This is a genomic window from Pseudomonas sp. NFPP04, from assembly GCF_900113815.1.
Lineage (GTDB): Bacteria > Pseudomonadota > Gammaproteobacteria > Pseudomonadales > Pseudomonadaceae > Aquipseudomonas > Aquipseudomonas extremorientalis.
This window is the reverse complement of sequence record NZ_FOQS01000011.1, coordinates 15,896-34,389: the sequence shown is the minus strand read 5'-3', so window position 1 is coordinate 34,389 and position 18,494 is coordinate 15,896. Positions and strand designations below refer to the sequence as shown.

Sequence of the window (18,494 nt, the reverse complement as noted above, 5' to 3'; positions counted from 1 at the left end):
TCCGCTATCGGGGGCAAGCCCCCTCCCACATTAACCTGCGGTGCCGCTCACAGCGCTATCAGGAAACCAGGCTTGCCTTGACCAGCTTGGCCTGCTCGTCCGCATGGTACGAAGAACGCACCAGCGGGCCGGACGCCACGTTCTTGAAGCCCATCTTGTAGCCTTCCTCGGCGAACCAGGCGAAGGTGTCCGGGTGCACGAAACGCTGCACCGGCAAGTGGCTGCGGGACGGTTGCAGGTACTGGCCGAGGGTCAGCATGTCGATGTCGTGTTCGCGCATGCGCTTCATGACTTCGATGACTTCTTCGTCGGTCTCGCCCAGGCCCAGCATCAAGCCGGACTTGGTCGGGATGTGCGGCATCATCTGCTTGAATTTCTGCAGCAGGGTCAGCGACCACTGGTAGTCCGAACCGGGGCGGGCAGCCTTGTACAGGCGCGGCACGGTTTCCAGGTTGTGGTTGAACACATCCGGCGGCTCGGCTGCGGTGATTTCCAGCGCCACGTCCATGCGACCGCGGTAGTCCGGCACCAGGGTTTCGAGCATCACGTTCGGCGACAGCTTGCGGATTTCGCGGATGCAGTCGGCAAAGTGCTGGGCACCGCCGTCACGCAGGTCGTCGCGGTCTACCGAGGTGATCACCACGTACTTGAGGCGCAGGTCGGCGATGGCGATGGCCAGGCTTTCCGGCTCGTTGACGTCAAGTGGCTTCGGACGGCCGTGGCCAACGTCGCAGAACGGGCAACGACGGGTGCAGATATCCCCCATGATCATGAAGGTGGCGGTGCCGCCGGAAAAGCACTCGCCCAGGTTCGGGCAGGAGGCCTCTTCGCAGACGCTGTGCAGCTTGTGTTTGCGCAGCAGCGCCTTGATACGGTCGACTTCCGGCGAAACCGGGATGCGCACGCGGATCCAGTCGGGTTTCTTCGGCAGTTCGGTGGTCGGAATGATCTTCACCGGGATGCGTGCAACCTTTTCGGCGCCGCGCAGCTTGACGCCGGCTTCCACCTTGGCACGCGGGGCCGGGGCTGGGCGTTCGGTAACGTCCACCGTCGGGATCATGGTTTGCACTGCATCAGTAGTCATAATCAGTCGATTCCGCCCGTAAGGGTCGTCTGCTCAGCATAGTCGAGGTGTTTGACGAGCTGCGCACGCAGCCGGGCACTTACCTCGGCAAATTTAATCGGTGTGGCGTGGTCGCTCAGTTGCGTCATCGCCAACCCGGCATAGCCACACGGGTTGATCCGCCGGAACGGTGCCAGGTCCATGTCCACGTTCAGGGCCAGGCCATGAAAGGAACAGCCGTGGCGAATCCGCAGCCCCAGGGAGGCGATCTTCGCGCCATCAACGTACACACCCGGCGCATCCGGCTTGGCCGCAGCAGTCACTCCGTAACTGGCCAGCAGCTCGATCAGGCAAGCCTCCATGCGGCTGACCAGGTCGCGCACGCCAAACCCCAGCTTGCGCACATCCAGCAGCAAATAAGCCACGAGTTGGCCGGGCCCATGGTAAGTCACTTGGCCACCTCGGTCGACCTGCACCACCGGAATTTCCCCCGGCAGCAGCAGATGCTCGGCCTTGCCGGCCTGGCCCTGGGTGAACACGGGCGGGTGTTCCACCAGCCAGATCTCATCGGGGGCCGACGTGCCGCGCTCGTTAGTGAAGCGCTGCATGGCGTGCCAGACGGGCTCGTAGTCCATCCGGCCGAGCTCGCGAAAGCCCAGGACCTGTGACATCACAGCACCATGTGCACGAAGCCGGTGGCCCGCAGTTCGCTGTTGATGTTGTAGAGCTGGTCCTGATCCGTCGCAACGATGTGCAACTGGATCGTGGTGTATTTGCCGGTGGAGCTTTGACGCTCGTCCACGCGGTTGTCATTGATCGTCGCGTATTTGCGAACGATCGCGAGAATCGTGTCCTTACGGCCCACGCCGGTATCGCTGATCACCTTGACGGGATAATCCGTCACTGGGAATTCGATCTTGGGCGCCTTTACTTCTGCTTCTTTATCGGTCATGGCGTAACGGCCTCGTAAGCGTAAGCCGTGGCGACGGGCAAAGCCCCGCGTCGGATCAACACGGGGCCTTGCAGGTGCACACAATCAGTTGAACAGGCTGTAGAAGAATAGACGGATGCTATCCCACACGCGGCGGAAGATACCACCTTCGTCGACGGCGTCCAGGGCGATCAGGTCGGCGCTGTGCACCACCTTGTCGTCCAGCTTCACTTCGACTTTACCGATCACGTCGCCCTTGGCGATGGGCGCAACCAGTTGCGGGTTCATGGTCATGCTGGCAGCGAGCTTCTTCAGCTGGCCTTTAGGCATGGTCAGGGTCAGGTCTTCAGCCAGGCCGGCCTTGACTTGGGAGGTAGCGCCCTTCCACACCGGCGCGGTCGCCAGCTCAGTACCCTTCTGGTAGAAGGTCTGGGTTTCGAAGAAACGGAAACCGTAGGTCAGCAGTTTCTGCGTCTCGGCCGCACGGGCCTGCTCGCTGTTGGTGCCGAAGACTACGGCGATCAGGCGTTGGCCGTCGCGCACAGCGGACGACACCATGCAGTAGCCGGCTTCTTCGGTGTGGCCGGTTTTCAGACCGTCGACGGTCTTGTCGCGCCACAGCAGCAGGTTGCGGTTAGGCTGCTTGATGTTGTTCCAGAAGAACTCCTTCTGGGAGTAGATCGCGTAGTGCACCGGGTCGACACGAATGATCGCGCGCGCCAGGATCGCCATGTCGTGCGCCGACGAGTAGTGCTCCGGGTTCGGCAGGCCGGTCGGGTTCATGAAGTGGCTGTTGGTCATGCCCAGGTCGGCCACGGTTTTGTTCATCATGTCGGCGAACGCGTCTTCGCTGCCGGCGATGTGCTCGGCCAGGGCGACGCTGGCGTCGTTACCGGACTGGATGATGATGCCGTGCAGCAGGTCGCTCACAGTCACCTGCGAACCCACTTTGATGAACATCCGCGAACCGCCGGTACGCCAGGCGTTTTCACTGACGGTAACCGGGTCGTTCTCGCCGATCTGGCCGCGACGGATTTCCAGGGTCGCGATGTAGGCGGTCATCAGTTTGGTCAGGCTGGCCGGTGGCAGGCGCTGGTCACCGTTGTTCTCGACCAGCACATTGCCGCTGGCGGCATCCATGAGGACCCAGGCCTTGGCAGCCAGTTGCGGGGAAGCCGGCACCATTTCAACCGCCCAGGCGGCCGGGGTGATGATCAGCGAAAGAAGCAGGCACGTGCGTTTGGCTAAGGTGGTGATGTTCATCCGTCTCTCGAAATTGCTTATGGAAACTTGCCCTCGCGGGCAAAACTTATTCAGACAGTCCGCTACCAGACTGTCACGTGTTCGGTTGCCCGCTCACCCCTTGCCCCCGGGTTTTTATTGTTCAACGAGCCAACAACCACAGCCCTGCCCCGCGCACGGGCCAGAACCATCAATTCTGTTTATTCAGCGGTGACCACGCTGGGTTGCCCCAGGTTGGCCAGGCGCACGCTGTTCTGCACTTGCGCCACTTCGCTCGGCGAGCCGATCGGGCCCATGCGCACACGGTGCAATGTTTGCTGGTTACGCACGATGGAACTGATGAAGACCGGCGCGTTGACCATGCTGCTGAGCTTGGACCTTAACAGTTCTGCCGCATCCGGGTTGGCGAAAGCGCCCACCTGCAAGTATTGGCCGCCAGCCAGCGAAGCGCCCTGGGCAGCCTGCGGCACAGCCACGGTGTCCGGGGCGTGCTGCTGTGGCGGCGGTGTCCACTGCTCGACCTTGCCGGCCGATGCGGTGATTTGCGGTTGTGGTGTCTGCGGCTCGTTGAGCATCAACGGTGCCGGCTTGCCGCGCTGGGCCCAGTACTGCGCCGGATCGATGCCTTCGACCTTGACCCGCGCAGTGCCGGTTTCGGCGTAGCCGAGTTTCTTCGCGGCGGCGTAGGACAGGTCGATGATACGGTCCGAGTAAAACGGGCCGCGGTCGTTGACGCGCAGGATCACCGTGCGGTTGTTGTCCAGGTTGGTCACCCGCACATAGCTCGGCAGCGGCAGGGTCTTGTGCGCTGCACTCATGCCATACAGGTCATACACTTCGCCGTTGGCAGTGTTCTGGCCATGGAACTTGGTGCCGTACCAGGAAGCCGTGCCCGATTGCACGTAGGTCTTGGAGTCCTGCAACGGGAAATAGGTCTTGCCCAGCACGGTGTACGGGTTGGCCTTGTAGGCACCGGTGTGCAGGGTGGGCGTGGCGTCCGGGATCTTCGACACATCGACATCCCACCACGGCGCGCCGTCTTTGTGCGCACGGTTGATGTCCAGGCCCGGCTGGGAACGAACTGCGGTGCCCCCGGACTTCTGCGCCGGACCGCGGCTGGTGGAGCAACTGACGACCAGCAGGGACAACGCGACGAACGCCACCAGCTTGAGCGGTTGATTGAACGGCGATGCCCGCATTACTTAGTGCCCCGTGCTTGGACCAGCATGTCTGACAGCTGATGCACGGCCATGGCGTACATCACACTGCGGTTATAACGCGTGATTGCGTAGAAATTCTTCAGGCCCATCCAGTATTCCGGGCCGTTTTCGCCCTCAAGGCGGAATGCCGTGACCGGCATATCGTCAGGCAGCGCATTCTGACTCGACCAGCCCAGCGCCCGCAACTCCCCGACCGTCTTGGCCGGCTCGATGCCCTGAGTCAGACCTTCATCGACGCGGTCCCCACTGACATCGGCGCGGATCACCACCGGCTCGCCGGCGACCCAGCCATGGCGCTTGAAGTAGCTGGCCACGCTGCCGACGGCGTCGTCGGGGTTGCTCCAGATATTGATATGCCCGTCGCCGTCGAAGTCCACTGCATAGGCGCGGAAGCTGCTCGGCATGAACTGCGGCAAGCCCATCGCACCGGCATAGGAACCCTTGAGGCTCAGCGGGTCGACCTGCTCTTCGCGGGCCAGCAGCAGGAACTCGCGCAGTTCCTTGCGGAAGAACTCGGCGCGGGGCGGATAATCGAAGCCCAGGGTCGACAAGGCGTCGATCACCCGATAGCTGCCGGTATTGCGCCCGTAGAAGGTTTCAATGCCAATGATCGCAACGATGACCTGGGCCGGCACGCCGTACTCCTGCTCGGCGCGAGCCAGCACGGCCTCGTGCTGGCGCCAGAAGTCCACACCACGGGCCACGCGGGCGTCGGTGAGGAACATCGGGCGATATTCCTTCCACTGCTTCACACGTTCGGCGGGGCGCGAGATGGCGTCGAGGATCGCCTGCTTTTTCTGCGCTTCGCGGAACACGCCCATCAGCTGTTCACCGGCGAAACCATAGTCGCGGGTCATCTCACCGACAAATTCGGCGACCTGGGGTGAACCATCATAGTCACCGGCCTGCGCCTCCTGCGTTGCGCCCAGCAGCCCAATCAGGCCCATCCAGGACGCGTGCCGAGTCGCCCAGCCGCGCATTACTTGCATTGACATCTTCACCTTATTCAAACCTGTGCGATCCATTTGCGATGCGTATGAATCGACATCAAAACCCCAAACGCTGACAGCAATGTCACCAGCGAAGTTCCGCCGTAGCTAATGAATGGCAACGGCACCCCAACCACCGGCAACAGGCCACTGACCATACCGATGTTGACGAAAACGTAAACAAAAAAAGTCATGGTCAGGGCGCCGGCGAGCAATTTGCCGAACAGCGTCTGCGCCTGCGCGGTGATCACCAGGCCGCGACCAATCAATAGCAGATAGATCAGCAACAACGCGCAAATGCCCACCAGGCCGAACTCTTCGCCCATCACCGCAATAATGAAGTCGGTGTGGCTCTCGGGCAAAAAGTCCAGGTGCGACTGGGTGCCCAGTAACCAACCCTTACCAAATACCCCGCCGGAGCCGATGGCGGCCTTCGACTGGATGATGTTCCAGCCGGTACCCAGCGGATCGCTTTCCGGGTCGAGGAACGTGAGGATCCGCTGCTTCTGGTAGTCGTGCATAAAGAAGAACCACATGGCCACGGCCACCGGCACGGCAGCGGCAAGCACGCTGAGGATCCAGCGCCAGCGCAAGCCGCCCATGAACAGCACGAACGCGCCACCCGCCAGGATCAGCAGCGAGGTGCCGAGGTCGGGCTGGCGCACGATCAGGATAAACGGCACGCCAATCAGGATCAGGCTGATCCCCACGTGCTTGAGCTGCGGCGGCAAGGTGCGCTTGGACAGGTACCAGGCAATGGTCGCGGGCATCAGGATTTTCATGAATTCCGACGGCTGGAAGCGAATCACCCCCGGAATGTTGATCCAGCGGGTGGCACCCATGGCGTTGTGGCCCATCACGTCGACCACCACCAGCAACAACACCCCGGCGACGTAGCCCAACGGCACCCAGCGCGCCATGAAACGCGGCTCGAGCTGGGCGATCACCACCATCGACAACAAGCCCAGGCCGAACGACGACGCCTGCTTGATCAGCAGGTCCCAGTTCTTGCCGCTGGCCGAATACAGCACGAACAGGCTGCCGGCCGCCAGGGTCAGCAGCAGGATCAGCAGCGGGCCATCAATGTGCATGCGTTGCAGCAACGTCGCACGGCGACGCATCACATCCTCACTGGAGAGGATGCGGTCAAAATTACTCTTCACGGGCCGTAACCTCGGTGCTTGAAGGGGGGCCGCCATATTCGGGCTTGAGCCTGCCGTCGTCGGCCAGCAGCCAGGCGTCCATCACCTGGCGCACCACGGGAGCCGCGACGCCGGAGCCGGACTCGCCGTTCTCGACCATCACCGCGACCACGATCTTCGGATCGTCCGCCGGGGCAAAGCCGACAAACAAGGCGTGGTCGCGGTGGCGTTCCTGAACCTTGGAGCGGTCGTATTTTTCGCCCTGCTTGATCGCCACCACCTGGGCGGTACCGCTCTTGCCGGCAATGCGGTACTGCGCACCAATGGCCGCCTTGCGTGCGGTGCCGCGTGCACCGTGCATCACTTGCTGCATGCCATGGTTGACCTTGGTCCAGTCGGACGGATCGCGCAGCACGATGTTCGGGATCGGGTTTTCATCCAGGGGCTTCTCGCCCTCGATGGTCTTGGCCAGGTGCGGACGGTTCCAGATGCCTTTGTTGGCGACCAACGCCGTGGCCTGGGCCAGTTGCAGCGGCGTGGCCTGCATGTAGCCCTGGCCGATACCGAGGATCAGGGTTTCGCCCGGGAACCACGCCTGGCGGCGGGTTGCGCGCTTCCACTCCCGCGACGGCATCAGGCCGGGGGACTCTTCGAACATGTCCAGGGAGACTTTCTGGCCGAGACCGAACTTGCCCATGTAGGCAGACAGGCGATCGATCCCGAGCTTATGGGCCAGGTCGTAAAAATAGGTGTCGTTGGAGCGCATGATTGCGGTGTCCAGGTCGACAAAGCCGTCGCCGGTGCGGTTCCAGTTACGGTATTTGTGATCGTAGTTGGGCAGCATGTAGTAGCCCGGGTCGAACACGCGGCTGGAAGCGGTAACCACACCCGCGTCCAGGCCGGCAATCGCCACCGCCGGCTTGATGGTCGAACCCGGCGGGTACAGGCCGCGCAGCACGCGGTTGAACAGCGGACGATCAATGGAATCGCGCAACTCGGCGTAGGCCTTGAAGCTGATCCCGGTCACAAACAGGTTGGGGTCGAAACTCGGCTGGCTGACCATCGCCAGGACTTCACCGGTAGCCGGGTCCAGGGCAACCACCGCGCCGCGACGCCCGCCCAGGGCCATCTCCGCCGCTTCCTGCAACTTGATGTCCAGGCTCAGTACGATGTCCTTGCCCGGCACCGGGTCGGTGCGCTTGAGCACCCGCAGCACGCGGCCACGGGCGTTGGTCTCGACTTCCTCGTAACCCACCTGGCCGTGCAGCTCGGGCTCATAAAAACGCTCGATGCCGGTCTTGCCGATATGGTGGGTGCCGCTGTAATTCACCGGATCGAGGGTTTTCAGCTCTTTCTCGTTAATCCGCCCCATATAGCCGACGGAGTGAGCAAAGTGCGGCCCCTGCGGGTAATGCCGCACCAACTGCGCCACCACTTCCACACCCGGCAGGCGGAACTGGTTCACCGCGATCCGCGCGATCTGCTCTTCGGTCAGCTCGAACAGGATCGGCACCGGCTCGAAAGGCCGGCGCCCCTGCTTCATGCGTTTCTCGAAGATCACCCGGTCTTCCGGCGTCAGCTGCAGCACCTCGACGATCACATCGAGGATCTGCTGCCAGTCGCCAGAGCGCTCGCGGGTCATGCTCAGGCTGAAGCTGGGCCGGTTGTCCGCCACCACCACGCCATTACGGTCGAAAATCAGCCCACGGGTCGGCGGGATCGGCTGCACATGCACCCGGTTGTTTTCCGACAGCGTGGAGTGATAGTCGTACTGGATCACCTGCAGGAAATACAGACGGGCGATCAGCACGCCCAACAACGCCACCACCATGATCGCGCCAAACACCACGCGTGCGCGTACGAGACGTGCGTCTTTCTCGTGGTCCTTGATGCGGATCGGTTGGGTCATCGGGAGGGGCGCAGATTATTTGTGGTAAGGGTGCCCGGACAGGACTGTCCAGGCGCGATACAGCTGTTCACCGATCAGGATCCTTACCAACGGGTGCGGCAGCGTCAGCGCCGACAGCGACCAGCGCTGGTCCGCCCGCGCACAGACTTCCGGCGCCAGCCCTTCGGGACCGCCGACCATGAAGTTGACCGTACGCGAGTCGAGGCGCCAGCGATCCAGTTCCACCGCCAGCTGCTCGGTGCTCCAGGGCTTGCCGTGCACTTCGAGGGTGACGATGCGCTCGTTGGGGCCGACCTTGGCCAGCATGGCTTCGCCTTCCTGACGGATAAAGCGCGCCACGTCGGCATTCTTGCCCCGGGTATTGAGCGGTATCTCTACCAGTTCCAGCGACAGCTCGGCGGGCAGACGCTTGGCATACTCGTGCCAGCCTTCTTCCACCCACTTGGGCATGCGTGAACCGACAGCAATCAGACGCAGGCGCACAGCCGTTCCTTATTCCTGGTCTTTGTTCAGCTTGTCGAAGTGCGCGTGGCCCACTTCCGGGCTGTGGTGCTTGCCATCGGCGGCACGGCTCTGCTCGGCGCCTTTCCACAGACGCTCCAGGTCGTAGAACTGGCGAGCGTTGGAGGTCATCATGTGAACGATCACATCGTCCATGTCCAGCAGCACCCAGTCGCTGTCGCCCTTGCCTTCTTCACCCAGCGGCTTCACGCCTTGGGCTTTGACGGCTTCGCGGACCTTGTCGAGCATCGCGCCGATCTGGCGGTTCGAGGTACCGGTGGCGATGATCATGAAGTCGGTGATGCTCTGCTTGTCGCGCACGTCCAGCACCTGGATATCCTGGGCCTTGACGTCCTCCAGGGCAGCCACGGCAACCTTTACCAGCTCTTCGCCGGCCAGTTCCGGGCCTACGTGGGCTTCAACCGGCAACGGCGCGCTTTTGAAAGTGCCTTTGCGCTTAACTTTGCTTACGTCTTTGTTCGTCATATAAAACTCGTTTTGCTCGTATGTTCGGGCGCCTGCCGTACGATTTTTCGTGCGTTCAAGCGCGCCTTTTCAGTTCGACGCACGGTAAAGCCCGTGCGCATCGATGTAGGCCAGGACCGCGTCAGGCACCAGGAAACGTACCGACTTCCCGCTGGCCAGCAGTTGACGGATCTGGGTGGCGGACACCGCAAGCGGGGTCTGCCAGACGAATGCAATATTCCCGTTCGGCCCGGTCAGGGCCAAGGGGTCACTTACCGACCGCGCGGCCAGCAGGTTGCGCAAGGCATCCGGCGGTTCGCTGTCGGCATCCGGGCGTTGCAGAACCAGGATGTGGCAATGCTGGAGGAGTTCCTCCCAGCGATGCCAAGAGGGCAGGCCGCAAAAAGCGTCCCAGCCCAGAAGCAAAAACAACTGGTCATCCGCGGCCAACTCGGCGCGCATCAGCTCCAGGGTGTCAACAGTGTAGGACGGTTTATCGCGCTTGAGCTCGCGGTCGTCCACCACCAGCGGCGTTATGCCTTCCACCGCCAGGCGCACCATTTCCAGGCGTTGCTGCGGCGATACCTGCGGCGTATCGCGATGGGGCGGCCGCGCATTGGGCATCACACGCAGCTCGTCCAGCGCGAGGGCATCCGCAACTTCCAGGGCACTGCGCAAATGGCCGATGTGCACGGGGTCGAAGGTACCGCCGAGCAGCCCGATGCGTTTACCCATCAAGTGCGCACATGACCGTCGCCGAACACCACGTACTTCTCGCTGGTCAGGCCTTCCAGCCCGACCGGGCCACGGGCGTGGAGCTTGTCGGTGGAAATCCCGATCTCTGCGCCCAGGCCGTATTCGAAGCCGTCGGCAAAGCGTGTCGAAGCGTTGATCATCACCGAGGCGGAATCCACTTCGTTGAGGAAGCGTCGCGCATCGCTGAAATGCTCGGAGACAATGGCGTCGGTGTGCTTGGAGCCGTAGGTGTTGATGTGTTCGATGGCTTCGTCGAGGTCATCGACGATCTTGATCGATAGGATCGGCGCGGTGTATTCGGTGTACCAGTCCAGCTCGGTCGCCTCGATCACGTCCGCGCCCAGCAGCGCACGGGTGCGCTCGCAACCGCGCAGTTCAACGCCCTTGTCGCGGTAGATGGCAGCCAGCGGCGGTAGCACGCGCTCGGCAATGCCGACGTGCACCAGCAGGGTTTCCATGGTGTTGCACGGGGCGTAGCGGTGGGTCTTGGCGTTGTCGGCGATGCGGATCGCCTTGTCGATGTCGGCGGCGATGTCGATGTACACGTGGCACACGCCGTCCAGGTGCTTGATCACTGGCACCTTGGCATCGCGGCTGACGCGCTCGATCAGGCTCTTGCCGCCACGCGGCACGATCACGTCGACGAATTCCGGCATGGTGATCAGCGCACCCACGGCGGCGCGGTCGGTGGTTTCCACCACTTGCACCACTTCGGCGGGCAACTCGGCCACGGCCAGGCCCTGCTGGATGCAGGCCGCGATGGCACGGTTGGAATTGATCGCCTCGGAACCGCCGCGCAGGATGGTGGCGTTGCCAGACTTCAGGCACAGGCTCGCGGCGTCGATGGTCACGTTCGGACGCGACTCGTAAATGATACCGATCACGCCCAGGGGCACGCGCATCTTGCCGACCTGAATGCCGGACGGCAGGTAACGCATGTCGCGAATTTCACCGATGGGGTCAGGCAGCTTGGCCACCTGACGCAGGCCTTCGATCATGTCGTCGATACGTGCCGGGGTCAGTGCCAGGCGGTCCAGCAGGGCCGGCTCCAGGCCACTGGCGCGGCCGTTGGCCAGGTCTTGCTCGTTGGCGGCGCTGAGCTCGGAGCGCGAAGCATCCAGGGCATCGGCGGCGGCCAGCAGGGCACGGTTCTTCTGCGCAGTGCTCGCACGGGCGATCAACCGCGAGGCCTGACGGGCAGCGCGACCCAGGCGGGTCATGTAGTCAAGAACGGACTCAGTCATGGTCAGGGAGTCTTGGCAGGGAGGAAAGCGGCAGATTATAGCTGTGACGCCGCCCGACTGACAGCGGTGAGGGGCGGATGGTCGAAATGAACTGTAAAAACCTGGGGTTCAGCGGTAATTAAGGTGGGAGTTGTTATGATTCCGTCACATTTAGCCGTATTTACCCTGACCGCCATGCCCAGTTCATCGCCGCAACTCCCCGCCAGCGCCCTGCCCGACTGCTTCTTCGACCGTGACGCGCAACTGCTTGCGCAGGAATTGCTCGGCAAAGTCATCCGCCATCGCGTCGGTGAAACCTGGCTTTCGGCGCGGATTATTGAAACCGAAGCCTATTACGTGGCGGAAAAAGGCAGTCACGCCTCATTGGGCTACACAGAAAAGCGTAAGGCTTTGTTTCTGGATGGCGGGCATATCTACATGTACTACGCCCGGGGTGGCGATTCGCTGAACTTCAGCGCCCATGGACCAGGCAATGCCGTGTTGATCAAATCGGCCTATCCATGGGTCGATGAGGTATCAGGCCCGGCCAGCCTGGCACAGATGTTGTTGAACAACCCGACCCCCGACGGCAGTCCCCGCGCCTCGCAAAAACTGTGCGCCGGCCAGACCCTGCTGTGTAAGGCCTTGGGTCTGAAGGTGCCGATGTGGGATGCCAAGCGCTTCGATCAGGAACGGCTCTACGTGGAAGATGTGGGGCAGACCCCGACCCAGATCATCCAGACCACCCGCCTGGGGATTCCCAGCGGGCGTGATGAACACCTGATGTACCGCTTCGTCGATGCTGGCTACGCGCCTTATTGCACGCGGAACCCGCTGCGCAGGGGCCAGGTCGAAGGCCGCGATTATTTTTTGATTTGAGCATGGAGTGGATTGTATGGGCCAATGGCTCGATAGCATTACCGGCTGGTTGACCCTGAACCCCGAATGGCTGGCGGTCGCGGTGTTTATCGTCGCCTGCGTGGAGTGCCTGGCCATCGCCGGGCTGATCGTGCCGGGCACGGTATTGTTGTTTGCCATTGCCGCCCTCGCCGGCAGCGGTGCGCTGTCACTGAGCGAGACCCTGCTGCTGGGCTTCCTCGGCGGATTGTTGGGTGACGGGGTTTCCTACTACTTGGGGCGACATTTCCACCAGAACATCCGGCGCTTGCCCGGCTTGCGTCATCACCCGGAATGGATGAACGGCGCCGAAACCTACTTCCACAAGTACGGCATTGCCAGCCTGCTGGTCGGGCGCTTCATCGGCCCGCTGCGGCCCATGCTGCCGATGGTGGCCGGGATGTGCGACATGCCCTTCCCGCGTTTTGCGATTGTCAGCCTCGTGGCGGCGGCGGGCTGGTCGGTGGCGTACCTGCTGCCAGGCTGGGCGACCGGCGCCGCGTTCCGCCTGCCATTGCCGGAGGGTTTCTGGCCTGAAGCGGGAGTGGTAGCAGCCTGTATCGCGGTGGTGGTGGGCCTGAGCCTGAACAGCAGCCTGCGTGGCCATCGTCGCGCTACCCTTTGGATCGGTTGCGCCAGCCTGACGATGTTGATCGCCTTGTTTATCGGCTACCCCCACCTCAATGACTTTGACCAGGGCCTGAGCGCCCTGGTACAGGAGCACCGCAGCCCCTGGCTGGACGAAGTGATGGTGCGCATCACCCAACTGGGCGAATTCAAGAAGATGTTCGTCGCCAGCGCCGTGTTTACCGGCTTGCTGCTAGTGGCTCGGCAATGGCGCCATGCGGTGTTTGTCGGCGCGACCCTCGCCGGTGCGGCGGTGATCAACACCGGAACCAAGTTGTTTTTCGCCCGTGGCCGCCCGGAAATCCTCACAGACCCACTGACCAGTTTCAGTATGCCCAGCGGCCATGCATCCGGCGCGTTTGCGTTTTTCCTGGCCCTCGCGGTCCTGGCCGGGCGCGGGCAACCCATCCGGCTACGCCTGACCTGGATGCTGCTGGGCTGCATTCCCGCCGCCTTTATCGCATTGTCGCGGGTCTACCTGGGCGCGCATTGGCCCACAGACATCCTGGCCGGCACGCTGCTGGCGATGACGGTATGTGCGTTCAGCCTGGGGGTCAGCCAGTACCGCAGCCCGCTGCCGGCGATGCCGCAAAAAGCCTGGTGGCTGTTGCTGCCAGCATTGGTGGCGGTGCTCAGCTTTATCGCCCTCACCGGCACGCCCCACGCCCTGCTGCGTTATGCCTATTAAGTGAACAACTCGCCCTGCAACTCATCGAGCAGCATCTGGATCGCATCCAGGCGCTGCTGCGGGTCGTCGAGTTGCAGCAGGTCGATCTTGTCGGCCTCGGTGAATGGCAGCAGATACGCCAGTTGATTGCCCAAGGCTTGCTGCCCGTCGGCGTGGGCGTCCATGTCCAGCGAGGCCACCATCGGATGCTCGGCCAACGCCTGGAGCAATGCCAGCAGGTCGGCGTCCTCTTCTTCCAGCGGTTGATCCGGCAGTTCTTCGAGCCACTGCACATCAGCCACCAGCAGTTGGTCTTTCTGCACGCCCGCGTCACGCACCCGGAACCGGCGACCGCCTTCGACACGAATCCCCAGCAGGCCATTGTCCTGCTGCTTGAAGTCGCGGATCAGCGCTTCACAGCCGATCAGCGCGTAGCCGTCCGGGGCCAGGCCCACTTCCTTGCCGTCGAGGATGCACACCACGCCGAAGCTTTCGCCCTTTTTCATGCAGCGGGCGACCATGTCCAGATAGCGCGCCTCGAACAATTGCAGGTCGAGGGTGCAGCCTGGGAATAGCACGGTATTGAGTGGGAACAGCGCCAGACTCATAAAGGTTTCCTTAAACCCGGTTTAAACGATCACCGACACAGCCAGCGGCAGGAACACTGCCGTGGCCACGCCCATCAGACTCATGGCCAGCGCCGCAAAGGCGCCGCACTCTTCGCTTTCCTGCAACGCCACTGAGGTGCCGACCGCGTGAGCGGTCATGCCCAGGGCCATGCCCCGCGCCTCAGGGCTGTGCACGCCCAGGCGCGACAGGTATGCCGGGCCGATCATCGCGCCGATCACCCCGGTGATCAGCACAAACACCGCCGCCAATGCCGCCACACCGCCAATCTGCTCGGCCACCAGCATGGCGATCGGCGAGGTCACCGACTTGGGCGCCATGGTCATCAACATCCTGTGTTCGGCGCCAAACCACCAGCCCAGCAGTACACACAGGCCGGTGGCCAACACTCCGCCTATCACCAGCGTAGTAAAAATCGGCCAGAACAATTGGCGAATGCGCCGCAGGTTCAAGTAGAGCGGCACCGCCAGGGCCACCGTCGCCGGGCCCAGCAGGATGCCCATGATCTCGGTGCTCTTGCGGTACTCGGCGTAGCTCAGGCCACAGCTGATCAGTACGCCGATCACCAGCAGCATGGAAACCAGTACAGGCTGCAGGAAGATCCAGCGGGTTTTCTCGAAACCGGCCAGTACCAGTTGATAGGCACCCAGGGTGATGCCGATGCCGAACAACGGGTGATGGATCACCGCCGCCCAGGCGCCCTGCCAGTCGAAGGTCATTGATCCTTCTCCTTGCGCTTGACCATCTGCTGCATCAACACGCCGACAAAGCCCATGGCAATCACCAGTGACAACACCAGCGCACCGACAATGGCCCAGAAGTCCGCGGCGATGTCCTTGGCATACACCATCACGCCTACCGCCGGCGGCACCAGCAGCAACGGCAGGTACCGTAACAGGCTGCTGGCGGCCAGGCTCAATGGCTCGCCGACTTCGCCACGCCAGACCAGGAAACCCAGCATCAGCAGCAGCCCGATGATCGGCCCCGGCAGTACCGGCAACAGCAAATGATTGATCGCGGTGCCGATCAATTGAAACAGCACCAGCCAGGTCAGGCCCCGTAACAGCATCCGTTCTTCCCCCTCGAAACTCGCCCGCATTATAAGCATGCCCGCCCTATGCACCGGCATTCGCCAAAAGCATGGTGGGTTGACCGGGCCGATTGGCCATGATGATCTACATTGGTTCTCTGTAATCGATAAAAACAGCACCGATGAACCAAGGAGAGACGCAATGCCCCATGTACCCGTAGCGCAGCTCAAAGACTATGTCGGCAAGGAACTGGGACGTTCCGAATGGCTCACCATCGACCAGGCACGCATCAACCTGTTCGCCGAGGCCACGGGCGATCATCAGTTCATCCACGTCGACCCGGTCAAGGCCGCGCAAACGCCATTCGGCAGCACCATCGCCCACGGCTTCCTGTCGTTGTCGCTGATTCCCAAGCTGATCGAAGACATCCTGATCATGCCCGAAGGCCTGAAGATGGCAGTCAATTATGGTTTGGACAGCGTGCGCTTCATCCAGCCGGTGAAGGTCAACTCCAACGTGCGCCTGGCGGTCACCCTCACCGACGTGTCCGAGAAAAAGCCCGGCCACTGGTTGCTCAAGGCAACCTGCACCCTGGAAATCGAAGGCCAGGAAAAACCGGCTTACATTGCCGAGTCGTTGTCACTCTGCTTTGTATAAGGCCGTGCCTGTGGTGGGGAAATAAACCTCACCACAGGGTATGTAAATTTATGTATGAAACTCGCAGCTGCGGCATACTCGGCGCTCAATTATCCGGATCCCGCTATGCGCCCACTCGCTCCCCTCGCCCTTGCCCTGTTGCTCACCGCTTGCGGAGATGGCGAATCGCTGTTGCCGCCCGATGCGCGCCTGCCTGATGGCGGCCGCTACCGGGGTGATGTGGTCGATGGCTTGCTGCAGGGCCAGGGCCGCGTGGACTACCCCAATGGCAGCTGGTACGCCGGGCAGTTCGACAAGGGCCAGTGGCACGGCCAGGGCGAATGGCATGGCAGCAACGGCGAAGTCTATAAAGGCCGGTTCCAGCAAGGCCTGTTCGATGGCCAGGGCAGCCTGACCACGGCGGGCAGCCACTATGTGGGCGGCTTCAAGAACGGACGACGCAATGGCGAAGGCACCCTCAAAGAGGGGCAGATGACCTATCGCGGCGAATTCAAGGACGACCAGTATTCCGGCCTTGGTCGCCTGGAGCTGGCGGACGGCAGCCAGTACCAGGGCCAGTTCGCCCACGGCAAGCCCAATGGCGAAGGCCAGCGTAACGACGACAGCGGCAACCAGTTCAGCGGCCATTTCGTCGATGGCCAGTTGGAAGGCAACGGCACCTTCAACAGCGCCGACGGTGACATCTATGTCGGCCAGTTCAAGCAGAACCAACTCAACGGCAAGGGCCGCTACGAGAACGCCGATGGCGACGTGTGGATCGGCCAATTCAAGGAAGGCGCGCTCAGCGGCAAGGGCGAGTTGATCGGTGTGGATGGCAGCCACTACGTCGGCCAGTTCGCTGATTGGCGCTTTAGCGGCGAAGGTCGCCTCAACCTCACCGATGGCAGCTTCTATATCGGCGGTTTCGACGGCGACAACTATCAAGGCAAAGGTACCCTGGTCCTCACCGACGGCACCGTGCAGGCCGGTACCTGGGTCAATGGCATGCGCGTGCGTGACGCCGACGGCAAGCTGCTGCCCGACCCCCTGGAAATCGGCGTGCTGGCCCAAGGCCGCCTGCTGGATGCAGCCCTCGCCGCCGTGCCCGCCTCCACCCCCGCCGTGGAGCTGTACACCCTGGCCGTGGCTGGCGACGGTAAACAAAGCGTGTTCCTGCGCGAAGCCGATTACGTCAGTAATATGCTCGCCACCCGCTTCGGCGCACGCGGGCAGATTCGCCTGGTCAATCACCGCGACCACATCACCGATCGCCCCCTGGCCACCCGCGAAAGCTTGCGTCGCGCCGTGCAAACCCTGGCCGAGCGCACCGGCCCGGAAGACTTGGTGTTCATCTACATGACCAGCCACGGTACCCACGAACACGAACTGGTGCTGGACCAGCCGCGCATGGAGCTGGCCGACCTGCCAGCCGATGAGCTGGCGGCCGTGCTGGCACCGCTGAAGAACCGCGACAAGATCGTGGTGATTTCGGCCTGCTACTCCGGCGGCTTCATCCCGGCCTTGAAGGATGAGCACACGCTGATCATGACCGCCTCCCGGGCCGACCGCGTGTCCTTCGGCTGCTCCGAGGAAGCCGACTTCACCTATTTCGGCGACGCCCTCTTCGCCCAAGCCCTCAACCAGACCGACGACTTGCAGCAAGCCTTCAAGCTGGCGCAACTGCATGTGGCCGAACGCGAACAGGCGGACAACTTCGAAGCCTCCGAACCGCAGATCTGGGCCCCCAAGGGTGTGATCGCCCACTGGCAATTATTACGCAAACAGCAGGCACGAAAGGCGCTGGAAAGCGTCTCAATGAATAGCAAGGAAGCCAAAGGCAACTAAGCTGTAACGTGTAACAAGGGGGAAACACCATGTACCTGACGCCTCAGCATATCTTGCTCGCCGGAGCCACCGGCCTTACCGGCGAACACCTGCTCGACCGCCTGCTCAACGAACCCACCGTGACCCGCGTGCTTGCGCCCAGCCGCAAGCCGCTGGCCGAACACCCGCATTTGGAAAACCCGGTGGGCGACCCGGCGGTGCTCCTGCCACAACTGAGCGGCCGGGTGGATATCGCCTTCTGCTGCCTGGGCACCACCCTCAAACAAGCTGGTTCCGAAGCCGCCTTTCGCGCGGTTGACCTGGACATGGTCGTGGCGTTCGCCAAGCGTGCGCGGGAAATGGGCGCGCGGCACCTGATCGTGATCAGCGCGATTGGCGCCGACCCGAAATCCTCGGTGTTCTACAACCGCGTCAAGGGGGAAATGGAACAAGCCTTGAGGGCCCAGGACTGGCCACAGCTGACCATCGTGCGGCCTTCGTTGTTGCTGGGGGAACGCTTGCAACCGCGCTTGGCGGAGCAATTGGCCGGGCCGCTGTCGCGGTTGATTCCGGGCAAATACCACGGCATTGAAGTGTGCGAACTGGCCCGCGCCATGTGGCGCCTGGCGCTGGAAGAGCAGGATGGGGTGCGGGTGGTGGAGTCGGACGAGTTGCGCAAGCTCGGCAAATAACCGGTCCCTTCCCACTGAAGGGCTTTTTCGTGGCGAGCTGGCTTGCCCCAGG

Annotated in this window: 20 protein-coding genes; 5 read left to right on the top strand and 15 right to left on the bottom strand. The window is 62.5% G+C overall.

Features of this window, described 5'->3' with window-relative positions; all coding sequences use genetic code 11:
- Positions 1 to 58: 58 nt before the first annotated feature.
- The 12 genes from lipA to BM017_RS21420 all read right to left on the bottom strand — a co-directional run bounded on the left by lipA (position 59) and on the right by BM017_RS21420 (position 11,462).
- Positions 59 to 1,060: a lipoyl synthase gene (gene lipA / locus BM017_RS21475; protein ID WP_166794335.1), complete on the bottom strand. Its 1,002-nt coding sequence runs from the start codon at positions 1,058 to 1,060 to the stop codon at positions 59 to 61.
- Positions 1,061 to 1,086: 26 nt separating this feature from the next.
- On the bottom strand, positions 1,087 to 1,734 hold the full coding sequence (gene lipB / locus BM017_RS21470) for a lipoyl(octanoyl) transferase LipB (RefSeq protein WP_071489895.1): 648 nt from the start codon (positions 1,732 to 1,734) through the stop codon (positions 1,087 to 1,089).
- Positions 1,734 to 2,015 (bottom strand): DUF493 domain-containing protein, encoded by a 282-nt coding sequence (locus BM017_RS21465; RefSeq protein WP_071489894.1) that lies wholly within the window; start codon positions 2,013 to 2,015, stop codon positions 1,734 to 1,736. The genes lipB and BM017_RS21465 overlap by 1 nt, the downstream gene beginning before the upstream one ends.
- 84 nt (positions 2,016 to 2,099) lie before the next feature.
- Complete coding sequence (locus BM017_RS21460; RefSeq protein WP_071489893.1) at positions 2,100 to 3,257, bottom strand: D-alanyl-D-alanine carboxypeptidase family protein; 1,158 nt, start codon at positions 3,255 to 3,257, stop codon at positions 2,100 to 2,102.
- Positions 3,258 to 3,436: 179 nt separating this feature from the next.
- Positions 3,437 to 4,435: a septal ring lytic transglycosylase RlpA family protein gene (locus BM017_RS21455; protein WP_071489892.1), complete on the bottom strand. Its 999-nt coding sequence runs from the start codon at positions 4,433 to 4,435 to the stop codon at positions 3,437 to 3,439.
- Positions 4,435 to 5,445 carry a lytic murein transglycosylase B gene (mltB, locus tag BM017_RS21450; RefSeq protein ID WP_071489891.1) on the bottom strand — a complete coding sequence of 337 codons (1,011 nt, stop codon included), beginning with the start codon at positions 5,443 to 5,445 and terminating at the stop codon, positions 4,435 to 4,437. Before mltB ends, BM017_RS21455 begins: the two co-directional genes overlap by 1 nt.
- A 17-nt stretch (positions 5,446 to 5,462) precedes the next feature.
- Positions 5,463 to 6,566 (bottom strand): rod shape-determining protein RodA, encoded by a 1,104-nt coding sequence (gene rodA / locus BM017_RS21445; protein WP_042570827.1) that lies wholly within the window; start codon positions 6,564 to 6,566, stop codon positions 5,463 to 5,465.
- 31 nt (positions 6,567 to 6,597) lie between these two features.
- Positions 6,598 to 8,496: a penicillin-binding protein 2 gene (mrdA, locus tag BM017_RS21440; RefSeq protein WP_071489890.1), complete on the bottom strand. Its 1,899-nt coding sequence runs from the start codon at positions 8,494 to 8,496 to the stop codon at positions 6,598 to 6,600.
- Positions 8,497 to 8,511: 15 nt separating this feature from the next.
- Positions 8,512 to 8,979: a 23S rRNA (pseudouridine(1915)-N(3))-methyltransferase RlmH gene (gene rlmH / locus BM017_RS21435; RefSeq protein ID WP_003176297.1), complete on the bottom strand. Its 468-nt coding sequence runs from the start codon at positions 8,977 to 8,979 to the stop codon at positions 8,512 to 8,514.
- Positions 8,980 to 8,988: 9 nt separating this feature from the next.
- Positions 8,989 to 9,483: a ribosome silencing factor gene (gene rsfS, locus BM017_RS21430; RefSeq protein WP_003176298.1), complete on the bottom strand. Its 495-nt coding sequence runs from the start codon at positions 9,481 to 9,483 to the stop codon at positions 8,989 to 8,991.
- A gap of 69 nt (positions 9,484 to 9,552) precedes the next feature.
- On the bottom strand, positions 9,553 to 10,197 hold the full coding sequence (gene nadD / locus BM017_RS21425; protein ID WP_071489888.1) for a nicotinate-nucleotide adenylyltransferase: 645 nt from the start codon (positions 10,195 to 10,197) through the stop codon (positions 9,553 to 9,555).
- Entirely contained in the window at positions 10,197 to 11,462 is a 1,266-nt protein-coding gene (locus BM017_RS21420; RefSeq protein ID WP_092248139.1) for a glutamate-5-semialdehyde dehydrogenase, read from the bottom strand. Before BM017_RS21420 ends, nadD begins: the two co-directional genes overlap by 1 nt.
- Before the next feature lie 174 nt (positions 11,463 to 11,636).
- Between BM017_RS21420 and BM017_RS21415 the strand changes: the two genes are divergently transcribed.
- Positions 11,637 to 12,320 (top strand): DNA-3-methyladenine glycosylase, encoded by a 684-nt coding sequence (locus BM017_RS21415; protein ID WP_092248442.1) that lies wholly within the window; start codon positions 11,637 to 11,639, stop codon positions 12,318 to 12,320.
- 16 nt (positions 12,321 to 12,336) lie between these two features.
- Positions 12,337 to 13,653 carry a bifunctional DedA family/phosphatase PAP2 family protein gene (locus BM017_RS21410; protein ID WP_071489886.1) on the top strand — a complete coding sequence of 439 codons (1,317 nt, stop codon included), beginning with the start codon at positions 12,337 to 12,339 and terminating at the stop codon, positions 13,651 to 13,653.
- Here BM017_RS21410 and BM017_RS21405 read toward each other — a convergent pair.
- Genes BM017_RS21405 through BM017_RS21395 form a run of 3 tightly spaced genes read right to left on the bottom strand, consistent with a single transcriptional unit; the run spans position 13,650 to position 15,328 of the window.
- The gene (locus BM017_RS21405) at positions 13,650 to 14,240 is read right to left on the bottom strand and encodes an LON peptidase substrate-binding domain-containing protein (RefSeq protein WP_058427778.1); all 591 of its coding nucleotides are present in this window, start codon (positions 14,238 to 14,240) and stop codon (positions 13,650 to 13,652) included. The two genes, BM017_RS21410 and BM017_RS21405, sit on opposite strands and share 4 nt — an antisense overlap.
- 21 nt (positions 14,241 to 14,261) lie before the next feature.
- Entirely contained in the window at positions 14,262 to 14,978 is a 717-nt protein-coding gene (locus BM017_RS21400) for an LrgB family protein (RefSeq protein WP_092248136.1), read from the bottom strand.
- A complete protein-coding gene (locus BM017_RS21395; RefSeq protein ID WP_015886074.1) occupies positions 14,975 to 15,328 on the bottom strand; it encodes a CidA/LrgA family protein in 354 nt (117 codons plus the stop codon). Before BM017_RS21395 ends, BM017_RS21400 begins: the two co-directional genes overlap by 4 nt.
- Before the next feature lie 163 nt (positions 15,329 to 15,491).
- Between BM017_RS21395 and BM017_RS21390 the strand changes: the two genes are divergently transcribed.
- From BM017_RS21390 to BM017_RS21380, 3 genes are all read left to right on the top strand, one after another.
- Positions 15,492 to 15,947, top strand: coding sequence for a MaoC family dehydratase (locus tag BM017_RS21390; protein WP_092248133.1), 456 nt, complete (start codon positions 15,492 to 15,494; stop codon positions 15,945 to 15,947).
- Positions 15,948 to 16,052: 105 nt separating this feature from the next.
- On the top strand, positions 16,053 to 17,771 hold the full coding sequence (locus tag BM017_RS21385) for a C13 family peptidase (protein ID WP_092248130.1): 1,719 nt from the start codon (positions 16,053 to 16,055) through the stop codon (positions 17,769 to 17,771).
- A gap of 29 nt (positions 17,772 to 17,800) precedes the next feature.
- Positions 17,801 to 18,442: an oxidoreductase gene (locus BM017_RS21380; RefSeq protein WP_092248126.1), complete on the top strand. Its 642-nt coding sequence runs from the start codon at positions 17,801 to 17,803 to the stop codon at positions 18,440 to 18,442.
- Positions 18,443 to 18,494: the final 52 nt, after the last annotated feature.